Genomic DNA, 14,179 nt, shown 5'->3' with positions numbered 1-14,179 from the left:
ACTATAAACAGATGTCTGCCTGCATGCAATCAACCAAAACCCCAGCCGTGTAGCCGGGGTACTAGTCCATCTAGTCTGCAAATCTCCGCTGCCGCAAAGCCTCATATAGCAAAATCCCGCCGGCCATCGCAACATTAAGGGATTCCGCCTTTCCCGGCATCGGGATAGATAATTCCTGCTGCACACAGCCGCGAACCTCCGCCGATACACCGGCGCCTTCGTTGCCCAGAACGAACCAAACCGGACCGGACAAATCGGCTGCATAGCAAGTAAGCCCGGAGCTCATGCCAGTGGAATAGACTTTAGCTCCGCCTGCTGCCGCTTGTTGAAGCAGTTGCGGCAAAGAAGCTTCCACTACCGGCAAATGGAACAACGAGCCCATCGCCGAACGCATCGTCTTTGGGTTGTACGGATCGACCGTACCACGGCCAAGAACAATTCCGGTGGCTCCTGCCGCGTCGGCAGTGCGAATAATGGTACCCAAATTTCCGGGGTCTTGCACCCCATCTAATGCAACGATAAGCGCTTCCCGATTGTCCAAAAGCACCTCAGCAGCCAGCTCGGGACGGCGAGCGACCGCCAGCACCCCTTGAGGCGTTTCCGTATCGGAGCACTTCGCAAGAACAGCTTGGCTGATGGCGATCCGCTCTACTTCACCCGTCAAATAAGACTCCACCCCAAAGGGAATGCCTTTTTCTGCCAAGTAAAGCACACTCTCAACCGCAATGCCTGAATTCAACGCCTCGATGACCAGGTGTTCGCCTTCCAGCAGCACCTTCTTCTGCTTGTCCCTTCCACGTCGGGTCAACAGTTCCGCCCATTCTTTTACGCGGCTATTTTGCACGGATGTAATTTCAATGGCCATGTCTCATTTACTCCAAGTAATTTTTTTCAAACTTGCTCAAATCGCTGTTGCGGCCGACGACGACAAGCACATCGCCTTCACGAATGAGATCGTCTGCATTGGGGGTGATATTCATTTTTCCGCCGTGTTTGATGGCCATGACGTTGCAGCCGAATTTGGCCCGAATATCCAAAGTGCGCAAGCTTTGACCGACCAACCGCGAAGAGGCGTTCAACTCCACGATGCTGTAATCATCGGACAGTTCGATATAATCCAGAATATTAGGTGAGATAAGGCCGTGGGCAACTCGTTGGCCCATATCACGCTCTGGAAAAATGACCTTATCTGCCCCGATCTTTTGCAGCACTTTGCCTTGAAGCTCGTCTTGAGCTTTGACGATCAGCGTTTTGACGCCGATATCCTTCAAGATCAAGCTGGTCAGGATAGACGCTTGAACATCCGCTCCGATAGCGACGACAACCACGTCGAAATTTCGGATTCCGAGAGCCCGGAGAGCGTTCTCATCCGTCGTATCAGCTTGCACAGCATGGGTTACATACTGGCTGACTTCCTGAATCCGGTGTTCATCTCCGTCGACGGCAAGGACATCGTATCCAAATTTGCATAGGGATTGAGCAACGCTTGAACCGAATCGACCCATGCCGATAACGGCAAACTGTTTTTTCACAGGATCACCTTTCTTCCGCAAATCAATTGTCCCTTATTATATCATAAACAATGGAAGCGGGTATGCTGCGCATGGATGCTTATGCATGGAAAAATACTCGGCTGGAGAAGATACGAAGACGTGTGCGGAAGTTGTAAATTCAATCCGATGAGGGAGGATCTTTTTCATGACGTTAAGCCTTCGCGATGCCATTATGATGAGAGTAAACGGCAAAAATGAATCGGAGCTGCGTGAGGTTATCGAAGATTCGATAGGCGGGGAAGAGATGGTCCTGCCCGGTCTAGGGGTATTGTTTGAAAAAATATGGCAATCCGGGGACGCCGATTTGAAGAACAAGCTGGTTCACAGCCTGGAAACCAGTCTCACTGCAAAATCTTCCTGACCTGCAAAAACACCCTCTGGCGCAAGTGCATTTCGCAACTTTGCCAGAGGGCGCTTTATTCTAGCGATTATTAAAGCGGTGGTAACGGATCACTTTAGCATAAATGCGTTTATCCGCCAATTTCCGAAAAATGTACGGATCGGGGCGAGTATTCACCTCAATAATCCAGGGGTGAAGCTTTTTATCAAGTCCGATATCCAAACCAATGCTGCGGATGCCGGGGAAATTCCGCACCATCCGTTTCGCTACATAGATCCCCAAGTATCTCAACTTCCGCTCAAGCTTCAGACGCTCAAGCTTTGTTGTATAAGGCGCTAGAAGATTTTCGAAGCTGACAAGGCTGCCTCCGTTGTGGTAATTGGTTACGACTTTTCGCGGATTAGCAGCCCTACCAATGATGCCGGTTGTTTTCCATTTGGCTGACGGCGAGCGCTGCACCATAACACGCAAGTCAAATATGCGTCCATTCCAGGTGCGCAAGTCGATCCCTTTCTGCACAAGATAAGGTCGTTTGCCCTTGATCTTTGACAGATCCGCATACAGTTTATCTTTTGATGCGAATCGGCGGATTTTCAGTCCATTTTGATAAACATAGGGTAAAGAGCCGGATTTATGCTCCACTTTCATGACTCCGCCGCCATAGGTGCCCACATTCGGTTTAATGTAGACCACTTTATAATGATTCAGCATGGTTGACAGGGTGTTTTTCGTCATGGGCTTCGTCTTCGGGATGTAACGCCGCAATGCCTTGTACTTCAGCAAAGCCTTCGTTTTGGTCCACTTGCTGCCCACGTGCCGCTGCATCGTCATTCCACTCCTTCTCCGGAATCTCGGGATTTACCCCTACATTCGATACCGCAGGTATCACCGATTCATAAAGGTTGATTAAACCTAAGGCTGTTCGTTCCCAGCCAAAATAGTACGCCGCATCCTGTCTCGCCTGCTCAGCCAACCGCTTCGAAAGTGCCGGATCACCCCATAATTTGCGGATTCGCCGGGCAAAAGCCGGGGCAGAACGATAGGATCGTACCAAGAGCCCATTTTCTCCATCGCGGATAATTTCCGGAATGCCGCCAATCGCTGAGGCAATGACCGGAACCCCGGAGGCCATGGCTTCCACATTGACGAGCCCAAATGCTTCGTGGATTTGGGAAGGACACACGAAGCAGTCCGAACTGCTGTACACCATCGGCATGGCCTTATGGGATAGCTTACCGAGAAAGCGGGTGCGCACTCGGTATTTTTTTGCCAGTTTCTTAATGCGTCTGCCGTATCCCGAAAGGCCGTCGCTGCCTGCGACAAGCAGAACGGCCGGCATATGCTTGCCCGCCAACGCCATGGCTCGAACCAGCACCGCTAGTCCCTTGCGTGGAATGACCCGGCCTGCGAATAAAACCACATAACGTTTGCCCAGTTTATAGGGTTTGCGCAGTGCAACTCTTTCCTTTTCGGCTAAGGAACGAAATCGTTGAGAATCCACGCCTAGGGCAACGGTATTTACCTTTCCACCCAGATGGGGGAACTTTTTCTCGACTTCTTGTTTAAGGGAATGGCTGTTGACCGCGATAAAATCAGCACAGGACAAACAGTCGGCAATCTTGGGCTGCACCGGAACATAGGTCAAGGAATGCAAATAAATAGACAGCAGTGTGAGCGGATACGCTTTTTTCACAAGGGGAAGATACTTGGGGCGGTTGTCGACTTGAATCCAATCGAATGTCATTCCTTCCAGCGCTTGCAGGACCTGCTCGATATATAGGCTTTTATCCGCGGGTTCCACACGCATCAAGGTGAGCTGCCCCTCAGATTCCATCTCAGCTTGGCCCGGAAATCTACGTGAGATTAAAGTGACTTCATGGAGATCAGCCAACTGTTTGGCAATAGCCATCATACTGATTTCCACCGAACCTCCATGAGTGGGGGGCACAGGAATAGGCCCGGGAGCAATCATTAGAATCTTCATGGCAGATCTCCTTTTTCGTACCGGCATCACGAAACCGCATCACATTTTATGACAGGAGACATGTTTGGAAAGGGCTGAAACGGAGGCAACTGAAAAATGAGCATGAGCCGCTTTAGCGGAACGACGCGTCACTTGAAAAAAACACTTGCCAACAATCCCTCGCCTGACTTATACTTACGACAACCGAAAAACGTTAACATGCCGATGACGAGTCTCCAACTCCGAGGTGTTTTCGCCAAGCGTCAGCCTGAGCAAGCGGCTCTCGCTAAGTTTACCGGCCCCGCCCGTTACCGCGGAACCAAGAGGACTATGGCCTTGAACGGCCGGTCAAGTTGGGTGGCACCGCGAGCAGAAACGCTCCTCGTCCCAAACGGATGAGGGCGTTTTTTATCTTTTTTCGGAGAGGATGACAGGAAATGGGAGTAAGAGCGTACAATTTTAACCCCGGTCCTGCGGCATTGCCGCTGGAAGTGCTGCGTCAGGCACAAGAGGAATTGGTGGAGTATCAAGGGTTGGGCATGTCTTTGATGGAGGCATCTCACCGTGCTGCGAAGGTCCAGGAGATCAACGATGAAGCCCAAGCGCTGCTGCTTGAATTGCTTGGAATCAAGGAAGGCTATCATGTCCTGTTCATGGGCGGCGGCGCCAGCCAGCAATTTGCCCAAATCCCCATGAACTTCCTGACGCCGGAGAAAACCGCCGCCTACGCCATCACCGGCAGCTTTGCGGAAAAGGCATTCGAGGAAGCTTCCTATTACGGCAAAGCCGCCATCGTAGCTAGCTCCAAGGAGCAAGGCTGGAGCCGCATTCCGGGAGGCAACGAATATCAACTGCCAGCGGACACGGCTTATGTACACATCTGTACCAACAACACGATTGAAGGCTCGCAGTACAAGGATATTCCGAACGTAAACGCTCCCCTTGTCGCCGACATGTCCAGCGATATTCTCGGCATTCAGCGGGATGCAAGCAAGTTCGATTTCATCTATGCCGGCGCTCAGAAAAACCTCGGCCCTGCCGGTGTTACCGTCGTCGTAGCCAAGGATGATTTCGTGGCGCAAGGAACGAAGAATATTCCGGTTATTTTCCGCTACGGCACTTTCCTGAAAAACAACTCACTGTACAACACCCCGCCCGTGCAAGCCATCTATATGGTCAATCTTGTGCTGAAGTGGGTCAAGGCGAACGGCGGTGTTGCCGCTATGGAAGCCCAAAACATCAAGAAAGCCGACCTGCTGTACAACGTCGTCGACGCCAGCGGCGGTTTCTATACAACCAAGATCGAAAAACCGTACCGTTCCATCATGAACGTGACCTGGAACATGAAAGATGAGGAAACGGAAAAACAATTCCTCAAGGAGTGCAAAGAGCAAGGCTTCGTCGGCCTGGCTGGCCACCGCAGCGTCGGCGGTATGCGCGCTTCTATCTACAACGCTGTTCCTTACGAAGCGGTCAAAGCGGTCGCCGACTTCATGCAAGATTATCAAAAACGCAACGGATAATGACAAGTATAGAAAGCTCCGGCAGCATTCAGCTACCGGAGCTTTTTTATGAGGTTGTCGGAAGCAAGCTAAAGACAGCAAAAGATCGAGTAAGGGGCAATAACCCCTCGCTCGATCTTTTTTACACGATCAACCGCTTAACTTTACGTGTTGCTACGGTTGCTGACTTTTCATTAAGGCGCGGTCTCAAGGAACTTCGCTTCCGGGATCTTCTCCGTCGCCGTACGCAGTGCATATTCATTCTCAAACAGCGCGACGAAATTGTCCTTCTTATCCTTGACCAAGGTCGAGTTGATGCGGAACTTGGCCGGGTCGATGCTTGGAGCTACGATCCACCGAGCGAATTGATAGTTCATCCGATGCAGTTGAACGTCGACGCCGTATTCGTTCTTCATCCGGTATTCAAACACTTCAAACTGGAGCTGCCCCACGACGCCCAGGATGATATCCTCGAAGCCGATGGTGCGGAATACCTGAATAGTGCCTTCCTCGGTCAACTGGTCGATGCCTTTTTGGTACTGTTTGTGCTTCAAGGCATTCTTTACGGTCACCTTGCAGAACAATTCCGGCGAAAATACCGGAAGCTCATCAAAGGTAACTTCCGGCCCCTGACAAAGGCTATCGCCAATACGGAAGATGCCTGGGTCAAACAAGCCGATGATATCGCCAGCGTAGGCTGTATCGACAATATCCCGGTCCTGAGCGAGAAACTGCTGGGGCTGGGCCAGCTTGATCTCTTTTCCCACCCGCACATGTTTGACAGTCATCCCTCGTTCAAATTTGCCGGAGACGATACGCAGGAAGGCAATGCGGTCCCGGTGAGCCGGGTTCATATTGGCTTGAATTTTGAAAACATACCCAGAAAACGTGTTAGCAGTCGGCTCCACTTCTCCGGCTTCGGTCTTCCGGGAGACCGGCTTCGGCGCCAGATCCAGGAAGTTTTCCAAGAAGGTTTGCACCCCGAAGTTGTTAATGGCGCTGCCGAAGAAAACTGGTGTCAGCTCTCCGTTGTTTACCCGCTCCATGTCGAAGGGGTCACCCGCAACATCGAGAAGCTCCATCTCTTCGCAGAGTCTGCCATAGAGATAATCCCCGGCAATCTCCTTGATCAACGGATCGGCATAGCCTGTCACGCTGCGGACGGCTACATGATTCTGTTCCTCAGCGGTAAACAGCTCCAGCTGGGTACGCTTTCGGTCATACACGCCGCAAAATTGCTTGCCGCTGCCGATCGGCCAGTTCATCGGGTAGGAGCGGATGCCCAGCACCTCCTCCAGCTCTTCCAGCAGATCGAAAGGATCGCGGCCTTCCCGGTCCATTTTATTGATAAAGGTGAAGATGGGAACGCCTCGCTTGCGGCAAACCTGGAACAGCTTCTTGGTTTGCGCCTCGACGCCTTTGGCGGAGTCGATGATCATGACCGCGCAGTCCGCCGCCGTCAATGTGCGGTAGGTGTCTTCGCTGAAGTCTTGGTGGCCCGGGGTATCGAGGATATTCACCCGGCAGCCGTTATAGTCGAATTGCATCACGCTGGAGGTAACGGAAATCCCCCGCTGCTTCTCGATTTCCATCCAGTCGGAAGTGGCGTGGCGGCTGGCCTTGCGACCTTTTACCGTACCAGCCAAGCGGATGGCGCCTCCGAACAGCAGCAGCTTTTCCGTCAGCGTCGTTTTGCCGGCGTCAGGGTGGGAGATGATCGCGAAGGTGCGCCGCTTGTCCACTTCCGCCACTAATTCTTTATTTAAAGTGCTTGTCATAGGTTCATGGTATCCTTTCATTCTCAAAATCCGGTATGCATCATAACCACGCTTAAGCCGTTTTTCCTCACATCGGAGTTTCAAACCCTTTCCCGTGATTTCGTACATCTTCCCTATTATATCGATTTATGCTCCCGGGCGAAACCCATGGACCCCCACAATGTGAAGTTTCACCGGGATTCCCGTTTCAAATCGCCCAGGATAAACGGCTGACGCCGTTCAAATAGAACGAGCGACGTTTACGATGCGGGATAAAGCTTATTATTGTGCCAAACGAATGAATTTCTATGGAGAAGAAAAGCAGCCTCCGCATGGACGGAAAGCTGCTTTCAAGTCTTTACCGATGAGAGAAGTCAAAACCCTACTTTAGTAACCGATCAGCATGGCGCGAGCCGGAGCCGCTTCGATACCGGTCAGCTTAAGGGGGGCGATGACCATGAAGTAACCGCCGGCCGGAACATTCTTAAGCCGCAGTCCCTCCACGATGATGATGCCGCTCCCCAGCAAGGTCCGGTGGGTGCCGTAATTCGGCTGGGCGCGTTCAATGCCAAGCCCGTCGGTTCCCACGCCTTTTACGCCGATTTCCTTCAAGAAGGCGGCGCCGTCTTCCTTGAGAAAAACAAAATTGAAATCAAATTCCTCTGAGAAGGAGTTTCTTGTTTTGAACAAAAGCCATTCTCCCGGTTGGATGGCAAAGGGCTCCAGATCGCTGCGGCCGATTCCTTCCTCTACCCCTGTCATATCCAGAACGCGGGCCGGTCCAACCAACGACTCAAGAGGCAGCGTTTCGATGGTATCCCCTTTGTCGATCATGTGCAGAGGCGCGTCCACATGGGTCCCGGTGTGAGCGTCAAGAGAAATCCGCGTTTCGTAGTTGCTCCCTGTAACGAAATTGGACGTGTTTTGCAAAATCGGCTTTTTCTCTTCCTTGTTTTTGTATACCTGCATATCCTCGCGGATCGTCATCGATATGTCGTACAGCTTCATCCTTGATCCCTCCTCGGTTCGATGGTGGTGCTTGTACCAAGCTGTTCCTGCAAATTACTCCGGTCGGCCGGAAATCCAAATAACATCGCTCTCGTCCTGACCGCTGATCGGCCACCAGTGGAAGCCGTCATCCGCCAGCATCTTGTTTGCTTCCTCCGGTCCCCAGGTGCCGGCCGGGTAGAAACGCAGATCCTCTGTGTTTTCCGACCAGGCTGATTTAATCCGGTCTACGAATTGCCAAGCTAGGCCTACCTCATCCCAGCGCGTAAAGTGGGTGGAATCGCCGCGAGCCGCATCGTAGATCAAACGTTCATAGGCTTCCGGCGTATTGATTCCGATTTGACAGCTTTGGCAGAAGTCCATGGCAACCGGTACGATGCCGTTATCCGTTCCCGGCCGCTTAGCGTTGATTTTTATATAGATCCCCTCCAGAGGGGATACGCGCAGAACCAGCAGATTCGGCTGCAGGTCGTGTTCTTTTGCTAAATAAACATTATCCGGGATCTTCTTGAATTCCACCACAACCTCAGTGGTTTTCGTCGGGAGCCGCTTGCCGGTACGCACATAAAACGGAACGCCGGACCAGCGGAAGTTGTCCACATAGAGCTTCGCGGCAAAGTACGTTTCCGTTGAGGATTCAGGATTTACTGACTCTTCATTGCGGTAAGCGGGTTTTTCCACGCCGTTCATAATTCCCGTCGAATATTGGCCGCGCACGACGTTTTTACGCACATCGTCCCCTTCGTTGAATACCCGAAGGGATCGCAGAACTTTCACCTTCTCATCCCGGATATCTTCCGGGTCGAGACGGCTTGGGGTTTCCATCGCCATCATGGTCACCATCTGCAGCATATGGTTTTGCCCCATATCCCGCAGCGCACCGGAATGGTCGTAATAACCGCCCCGGTCTTCCACGCCAACCGTCTCACTGGCTGTGATTTGAATATTCGATATGTACCGATTGTTCCAAAGCGGTTCAAAAAATCCGTTGGCAAACCGGATGACGTTGATGTTTTGGATCATCTCTTTGCCCAGGTAGTGATCGATACGGTATACCTGATCCTCGCGGAACACTTGGCAAATTTCCTCGTTCAGCTTTTCGGCGGATGGAAGGTCGAAGCCGAAAGGCTTCTCGATCATCAAACGCCGCCAGCCATTGCCTTCCAAGAGGCCGCCTTTTTGCAGGTTATGGGCAACGCTGCCGAACAAGTTCGGCGCAAGCGCCAGGTAAAAGAGCCGGTTGCCGGCGATTTCAAACTTCTTCTCCTGATCTTCCGCCAGCTTGAGCAGTTGGCGATAGCCTTCCACATTATTGGTATCCAAGGACATATATTCAAAACGCTCCGCAAAATCGAGCCAGTCCCTGTCATCGGATTCTACTTTATATCGGCAATACGTTTGAATCGAATGAAGCAAATCTTGACGAAACTCCTCACGGGATTTAGCGCGGCGAGCCAAACCAATTACGGAAAACTTGGCAGAAAGCTTGCCCTCCCGATAAAGGCTATAAATAGCGGGGTACAATTTGCGGCTGGCCAGATCTCCCGTCGCTCCGAAGAGGAAGATGACAGCACCCTGCTCGCGAATGGCTTCATTTCTCCAATCAGTCATGTACACTCATCATCCTTGCTTTTGAAGTAATTTGCACTGAATCACAATCACAATAACTACTAGTGTAGCACAGCTTATCGTTCTGAGAAACTGAACATGAAAGATCCCCATCCAAGAAGGGTTAAGCCTACTCAAAAGTATCGCCTACAAACGGATGTCCGATACTTGAAATCACTCGTAGAAAGGTGAGCCAAAGATTACTTCAACTTATTAGAAATGGGCGCAGTGCCGGGCATTCGTCCATTCCTAAGCCCAAAATGGCGAATATCCTGTCATAAGCATTCGAAAAGATGATTGGAGGTACGCTAGACCATGATTCCCGTCTATCCCTTAACAGAAGAAGCGCTCCTGCCCCATATCGGCAGTCCCGTCCTTGCTGTACTTCAGGACGGACAAGAGCATGTCGGCTTTCTTCATCAAGTCCGGAACGGTCGCCTGACCATTGGAGCCGTTCCCGCTGTCCCAGCTTCGAGGGACGGATCAACGATCCGATCCAAAGCCGCACGGACGAAAGCAGCCCAAGCCAGAAAAGCGGCGATCAATCCACCTGCAGCCGATCAATGGCAAGAGGATTCGTGGCCGGATCCCTTCTTCCAGCCGCTTACCCCATCAAGCCCACCAAGCCCGCCAAGCCCGCCAGTAGCGCCAGCGCCAGTCACTCTGAACATCAAATCTCTTGCTGGTTTCTATCTGCTGTTTCTGTAGGAAGCAGAGCACGATTATCCGGGTCGGAAATGAACGGCCGTCAGCGGCTGTATCATTCTCGATCCGTTTTTTTGTGCTTGCCGCGTCTTTTCTCAGCTTTATCGAAGTCGGGTTCCTCCGGTTCTCCTTGCTCACCGGCTCTTTCTTCCTTCCCTTCTTCGGGCCGATCGTGCAGTTGTACCAGTTTGTCCAGCCGTCCCACCTGATAGCCGTACTCATATACCGCAGCAGCCACCACCACCAGCCGGGTGCCGCCCGCTTCATTTTCACGGGAAAGGTGGACATAGTGCTCCATAAAAATATCGTTCTCTTCGTGAATCGACATCTCTTCAACCGACTCCGGTTTGACCTTGTGCTGATAGTTAAGCAGGACAACCTCGTGATATCGGATCAATTGCTCCAGATGCTGATCGAAACGGTGATCCGTGCTTTCAGGGCGATCCGTTTTAAAATAATGCTCCTCCGCCGCATCCAGAATGGCCGCACCTTTTACCAGCGTCGCTACCAGTTGCTTGTTCACCACCAGCTCGCGGGAGCGGCTGTACTTGGAACGCTTCATCTTCTTTTGTTCTTCTTCGAACAATTCGAACTTGCTCGCCAGCGACTTCAGTTCATCTCGAAGCTTTTTCTTTTCCTCGCGAAAAACATGATCCTTCATCTCATCGGATATCAGCATGCGCAAAAGCAGCGACAACCGGTTAAATACATGGATGACCTGCTCTTTGAATCGCTCTCTCGGCCGGGGAGGCATCACTGCTACATTGACGGCGACCGCACATGCAATCCCTATGCAACTCAGGAGAAAACGGTTCAAGGCAAAATCCCACGTCTGCAAATTGGCTTCATGAGCACCGGGAGCTTCCATAATCGCGATGACGGTAACCAAGGTAACTGCAAGGGTTTCCTCAAGGTTGAGCTTAAGACAGATAATAATAACCACAATACATACGATACCGACGGCGATTGGATCATTTTCAAAAAGATAAAGTGCCAGCATAGCCAACACGGCGCCTAATGCATTGGTCTGGATCTGCTCGAGTAAATAATGCCAGGAGCGATAGATGGAAGGCTGCATGGCAAAGACCGCTGCTACCGCCGCGATTACAGGCGAAGACATCCCAAAGAGCGAGCTTGCATATAAGGCTAGCGTCACCGCCAATCCTGTCTTGATTATCCTCGCTCCAAACGTCACGTTCTCAAACCTCCTAAATCTTCATCACAAGTAAACGACGGCTTTTCCGTCTCTTTGGGTCCGCTATTTTTTGTACTTTTTACTCATTACCCATGTAAAAGCTAGGCAAATGATGGCGAAAATAATAATCGCCGCGATCTGAACTCCGTTCATCTGTCGTACTCCTTTAGCAGCATCATTTCTTTCATTGTATCGAAAAGGATCGGTAGAGGTCAAAAGCAAGCTGCATCCGAACTCTTCCGTCAATCTCGCTATTGACATAGGGATATCAGTCAGCTATTTTATATTTAGATAATTATCTAAATATCGAAATGAAAAGGGAAGTGACACTGTGAATGAATCCTTTAAAGCGCTGGCGGATCCCACCCGGAGGAAAATCATCAAACTTTTGCGGGAATCGGACATGACAGCCGGAGAGATCGCAGAGCATTTTCAAATGTCCAAGCCAAGTATCTCCCACCACTTGAATTCCCTTAAACATGCGGGCCTGGTACAGGATGAAAGGGACGGCCAGTTTATCCGGTACACATTGAATACGACGGTGCTGCAGGAAGTGCTTAGCTGGTTTCTGGATATCGCAAACACCGAGTCGAAGGAGGATTTATCATGACAAAATACAAATGGAGTTGGTACGATACCGTCGCCCTGCTGGCAGGACTAGCCGTTCTGGCATACGGGCTGTACCAACGGAACAGTTTGCCTGACCGCGTCGTTACTCACTTCGGAGCTAATGGACCAAACGGGCATATGAATAAAGACGGCATGCTGCTCTTACTAGGAGCTATTTCCGTCGGACTGCCGATATTGGCCGGTCCGCTGCGTGCCATTGATCCTAAACGCCAGCGCTATGCCATGTTTGAAGGCAGTTACCGCATCATTCGCATTTCCATTCTCCTTATTCTCGATTTTCTATTTTACCAGATGATCGATTACAATCTCGGTAAGGAAATCTTCGCCGTCATTCCTTCCACTCTCGTACTCGGCGGTGTTATGTTCGTGATCATCGGCAATTACATGCCACGAATCAAGGATAATTACTTCGTCGGCATCAAAACGCCGTGGACCCTTGCCGATCCTGAGGTATGGCGGCGGACCCACCGGATGGCGGGGCCGATCTGGATCATCGGAGGAGTATTAATGATCGCGGCTGCATTCGTGTCACCTGAATGGAGACAAATCGCCATGATCGCCGCCATCCTTCTCTGCGTCCTTGCTCCCAGTGCCTATTCCTATGTCCTTTGGAGGCAAAAAAACGCCAAGCAAGGTTAACCGGCTTCTGGCTGGACACAAGGCAAAAAGCGGGCTCGCGCCCGCTTTTTTTTATTTGGTGCCGGGTAGAAATTCTACTCCGACAAGCCGTGCTTATAAGCATAAATGGCTGCCTGAGTGCGGTCATCCACGCCCAGCTTGGCGAGGATATTAGTAACGTGGAATTTCACGGTCTTGAGACCGATGTAAAGCTCGTCCGCCACTTCTTGATTGGACTTTCCGCTCGCAATAAGCCGCAGCACTTCCATCTCCCGTTCGGTCAAATCCTCATGGGGAGCCGACTCGGGCTTCGGCTGACGCAGCCGGTTCATCATTTTCGACGCCACCTGGGCTTCGATGATCGGCTGGCCCTTGGCTGCGGAACGAATCGCCTGAGCGATTTCGGACGCCCGGGATGTTTTGAGCAAATAGCTAAACGCCCCTGCTTCTATGACCGGATACATCTTCTCATCATCGAGATAGCTAGTGAGTACAATAACCTTGCAATCCGGACATATGTCCATGACCTGCTTCGTTGTTTCAATTCCGTCCATACCATCCATCACCAAATCCATCAAGACCACATCCGGATGATATTCTTGGGCCAGTCGAATGCCCTCTAGACCGTTTCCCGCCTCACCTACGACCTCGATGCCCTCCTCTGTTCCAAGCACGGCCGCCAGTCCGATCCGCACCATTTCGTGATCGTCGACCAGCAGCACTTTGATTCCACTATCCATTTTCATCCTCCTCCCGATTTGACATCACTAGGGGAACGCGGATCTCAATACGCGTCCCTTTTCCAGGCGCCGTTACGATATGAATCGAGCCTCCGATTTCGTTGATCCGTTCCTTCATGGACGCAAGTCCGTAAGAGGCGTGCTTCTCGTCGACTCCCAGTTGGAATCCGACGCCGTCGTCTTTTATGGTCATACGAATGCCATCCGAAAGCCGAAGGAAGCGGATTTCCATCGCTCCCGCTTTAGAATGACGAAGAGCGTTTGACAGCGCTTCTTGAAGGATGCGGAACAGATGGTCTTCGATACCTTTGGGAAGCTGAATATCCTCTTCCATCTCTAAAACGATATCCATGGGAACCTTGGCCTGCAGTTCGGTGATCAGCTCTTTCATCGCTTGCGCCAGACGCTTGCCTTCCAGATGCACCGGCCGCAAATGCAGAAGCAGAGCGCGCATTTCCGACTGGGCGACGGAGGCCATCTCTTCGATGAGGCGAATCTGCCGGGATGCTTTATCGAAATCCCGGTCTAGCGTACGGGATACCGCCGTCGCCGTCATCGAG

At 51.5% G+C, this 14,179-nt stretch carries 16 protein-coding genes; 5 read left to right on the top strand and 11 right to left on the bottom strand.

From position 1 onward, the window contains the following. Positions 1-70: 70 nt before the first annotated feature. Entirely contained in the window at positions 71-859 is a 789-nt protein-coding gene (locus TJ79_RS23970; protein WP_202903366.1) for a TrmH family RNA methyltransferase, read from the bottom strand. A gap of 13 nt (positions 860-872) precedes the next feature. Next, positions 873-1,532: a potassium channel family protein gene (locus TJ79_RS23965; RefSeq protein WP_040952883.1), complete on the bottom strand. Its 660-nt coding sequence runs from the start codon at positions 1,530-1,532 to the stop codon at positions 873-875. 166 nt (positions 1,533-1,698) lie between these two features. Here TJ79_RS23965 and sspI point away from each other — a divergent pair, with 166 nt between their 5' ends. Continuing rightward, the gene (gene sspI, locus TJ79_RS23960; protein ID WP_040952869.1) at positions 1,699-1,914 is read left to right on the top strand and encodes a small acid-soluble spore protein SspI; all 216 of its coding nucleotides are present in this window, start codon (positions 1,699-1,701) and stop codon (positions 1,912-1,914) included. A 60-nt stretch (positions 1,915-1,974) separates the two neighbouring features. Here sspI and TJ79_RS23955 read toward each other — a convergent pair whose 3' ends face one another. Both TJ79_RS23955 and TJ79_RS28340 read right to left on the bottom strand, forming a co-directional pair. After that, on the bottom strand, positions 1,975-2,706 hold the full coding sequence (locus TJ79_RS23955) for a YheC/YheD family protein (protein WP_238323131.1): 732 nt from the start codon (positions 2,704-2,706) through the stop codon (positions 1,975-1,977). Continuing rightward, complete coding sequence (locus TJ79_RS28340; protein ID WP_162162986.1) at positions 2,588-3,877, bottom strand: glycosyltransferase family 4 protein; 1,290 nt, start codon at positions 3,875-3,877, stop codon at positions 2,588-2,590. The genes TJ79_RS23955 and TJ79_RS28340 overlap by 119 nt, the downstream gene beginning before the upstream one ends. Before the next feature lie 416 nt (positions 3,878-4,293). Between TJ79_RS28340 and serC the strand changes: the two genes are divergently transcribed. After that, entirely contained in the window at positions 4,294-5,379 is a 1,086-nt protein-coding gene (gene serC, locus TJ79_RS23940) for a 3-phosphoserine/phosphohydroxythreonine transaminase (protein ID WP_040952866.1), read from the top strand. A gap of 173 nt (positions 5,380-5,552) precedes the next feature. On the opposite strand, the gene TJ79_RS23935 is transcribed toward serC, so the two are convergent. From TJ79_RS23935 to zwf, 3 genes are all read right to left on the bottom strand, one after another. Further along, positions 5,553-7,136: a peptide chain release factor 3 gene (locus tag TJ79_RS23935; RefSeq protein ID WP_040952881.1), complete on the bottom strand. Its 1,584-nt coding sequence runs from the start codon at positions 7,134-7,136 to the stop codon at positions 5,553-5,555. A 366-nt stretch (positions 7,137-7,502) separates the two neighbouring features. Beyond that, positions 7,503-8,123, bottom strand: coding sequence for a cyclase family protein (locus TJ79_RS23930; RefSeq protein WP_040952865.1), 621 nt, complete (start codon positions 8,121-8,123; stop codon positions 7,503-7,505). A 54-nt stretch (positions 8,124-8,177) separates the two neighbouring features. Continuing rightward, on the bottom strand, positions 8,178-9,734 hold the full coding sequence (gene zwf, locus TJ79_RS23925; protein ID WP_040952864.1) for a glucose-6-phosphate dehydrogenase: 1,557 nt from the start codon (positions 9,732-9,734) through the stop codon (positions 8,178-8,180). A 312-nt stretch (positions 9,735-10,046) separates the two neighbouring features. Between zwf and TJ79_RS23920 the strand changes: the two genes are divergently transcribed. Next, the gene (locus TJ79_RS23920; protein WP_040952863.1) at positions 10,047-10,439 is read left to right on the top strand and encodes a hypothetical protein; all 393 of its coding nucleotides are present in this window, start codon (positions 10,047-10,049) and stop codon (positions 10,437-10,439) included. Positions 10,440-10,491: 52 nt separating this feature from the next. Here the strand turns inward: TJ79_RS23920 and TJ79_RS23915 are convergent, their stop codons facing one another. Both TJ79_RS23915 and TJ79_RS28335 read right to left on the bottom strand, forming a co-directional pair. Next, complete coding sequence (locus TJ79_RS23915; RefSeq protein WP_081757126.1) at positions 10,492-11,631, bottom strand: aromatic acid exporter family protein; 1,140 nt, start codon at positions 11,629-11,631, stop codon at positions 10,492-10,494. A gap of 63 nt (positions 11,632-11,694) precedes the next feature. Next, on the bottom strand, positions 11,695-11,892 hold the full coding sequence (locus TJ79_RS28335; protein WP_238323129.1) for a hypothetical protein: 198 nt from the start codon (positions 11,890-11,892) through the stop codon (positions 11,695-11,697). A gap of 70 nt (positions 11,893-11,962) precedes the next feature. Between TJ79_RS28335 and TJ79_RS23910 the strand changes: the two genes are divergently transcribed. Both TJ79_RS23910 and TJ79_RS23905 read left to right on the top strand, forming a co-directional pair. Next, on the top strand, positions 11,963-12,241 hold the full coding sequence (locus TJ79_RS23910) for an autorepressor SdpR family transcription factor (protein ID WP_040952862.1): 279 nt from the start codon (positions 11,963-11,965) through the stop codon (positions 12,239-12,241). Next, positions 12,238-12,900 (top strand): SdpI family protein, encoded by a 663-nt coding sequence (locus tag TJ79_RS23905; RefSeq protein ID WP_040952861.1) that lies wholly within the window; start codon positions 12,238-12,240, stop codon positions 12,898-12,900. The genes TJ79_RS23910 and TJ79_RS23905 overlap by 4 nt, the downstream gene beginning before the upstream one ends. Before the next feature lie 74 nt (positions 12,901-12,974). Here the strand turns inward: TJ79_RS23905 and TJ79_RS23900 are convergent, their stop codons facing one another. Continuing rightward, complete coding sequence (locus TJ79_RS23900) at positions 12,975-13,619, bottom strand: response regulator (RefSeq protein ID WP_040952860.1); 645 nt, start codon at positions 13,617-13,619, stop codon at positions 12,975-12,977. After that, positions 13,612-14,179, bottom strand: a 568-nt coding sequence (locus TJ79_RS23895; RefSeq protein ID WP_040952859.1) for a sensor histidine kinase, incomplete at its 5' end; no start/stop codon positions are given. The genes TJ79_RS23900 and TJ79_RS23895, both read right to left, overlap by 8 nt.

Origin of the sequence: Gorillibacterium massiliense (assembly GCF_000455485.1) — a bacterium.
GTDB lineage: Bacteria > Bacillota > Bacilli > Paenibacillales > NBRC-103111 > Gorillibacterium > Gorillibacterium massiliense.
The sequence above is the reverse complement of the archived record's forward strand: the minus strand, read 5'-3'. Positions and strand labels throughout refer to the sequence as shown.

Coding starts and splice junctions, on each gene's coding strand:
- sspI (WP_040952869.1), top strand. CDS start 1,699: ATGACGTTAAGCCTTCGCGATGCCATTATGATGAGAGTAAACGGCAAA.
- TJ79_RS28340 (WP_162162986.1), bottom strand. CDS start 3,877: ATGAAGATTCTAATGATTGCTCCCGGGCCTATTCCTGTGCCCCCCACT.
- serC (WP_040952866.1), top strand. CDS start 4,294: ATGGGAGTAAGAGCGTACAATTTTAACCCCGGTCCTGCGGCATTGCCG.
- TJ79_RS23935 (WP_040952881.1), bottom strand. CDS start 7,136: ATGACAAGCACTTTAAATAAAGAATTAGTGGCGGAAGTGGACAAGCGG.
- TJ79_RS23930 (WP_040952865.1), bottom strand. CDS start 8,123: ATGAAGCTGTACGACATATCGATGACGATCCGCGAGGATATGCAGGTA.
- zwf (WP_040952864.1), bottom strand. CDS start 9,734: ATGACTGATTGGAGAAATGAAGCCATTCGCGAGCAGGGTGCTGTCATC.
- TJ79_RS23920 (WP_040952863.1), top strand. CDS start 10,047: ATGATTCCCGTCTATCCCTTAACAGAAGAAGCGCTCCTGCCCCATATC.
- TJ79_RS28335 (WP_238323129.1), bottom strand. CDS start 11,892: ATGTCAATAGCGAGATTGACGGAAGAGTTCGGATGCAGCTTGCTTTTG.
- TJ79_RS23905 (WP_040952861.1), top strand. CDS start 12,238: ATGACAAAATACAAATGGAGTTGGTACGATACCGTCGCCCTGCTGGCA.
- TJ79_RS23900 (WP_040952860.1), bottom strand. CDS start 13,619: ATGGATAGTGGAATCAAAGTGCTGCTGGTCGACGATCACGAAATGGTG.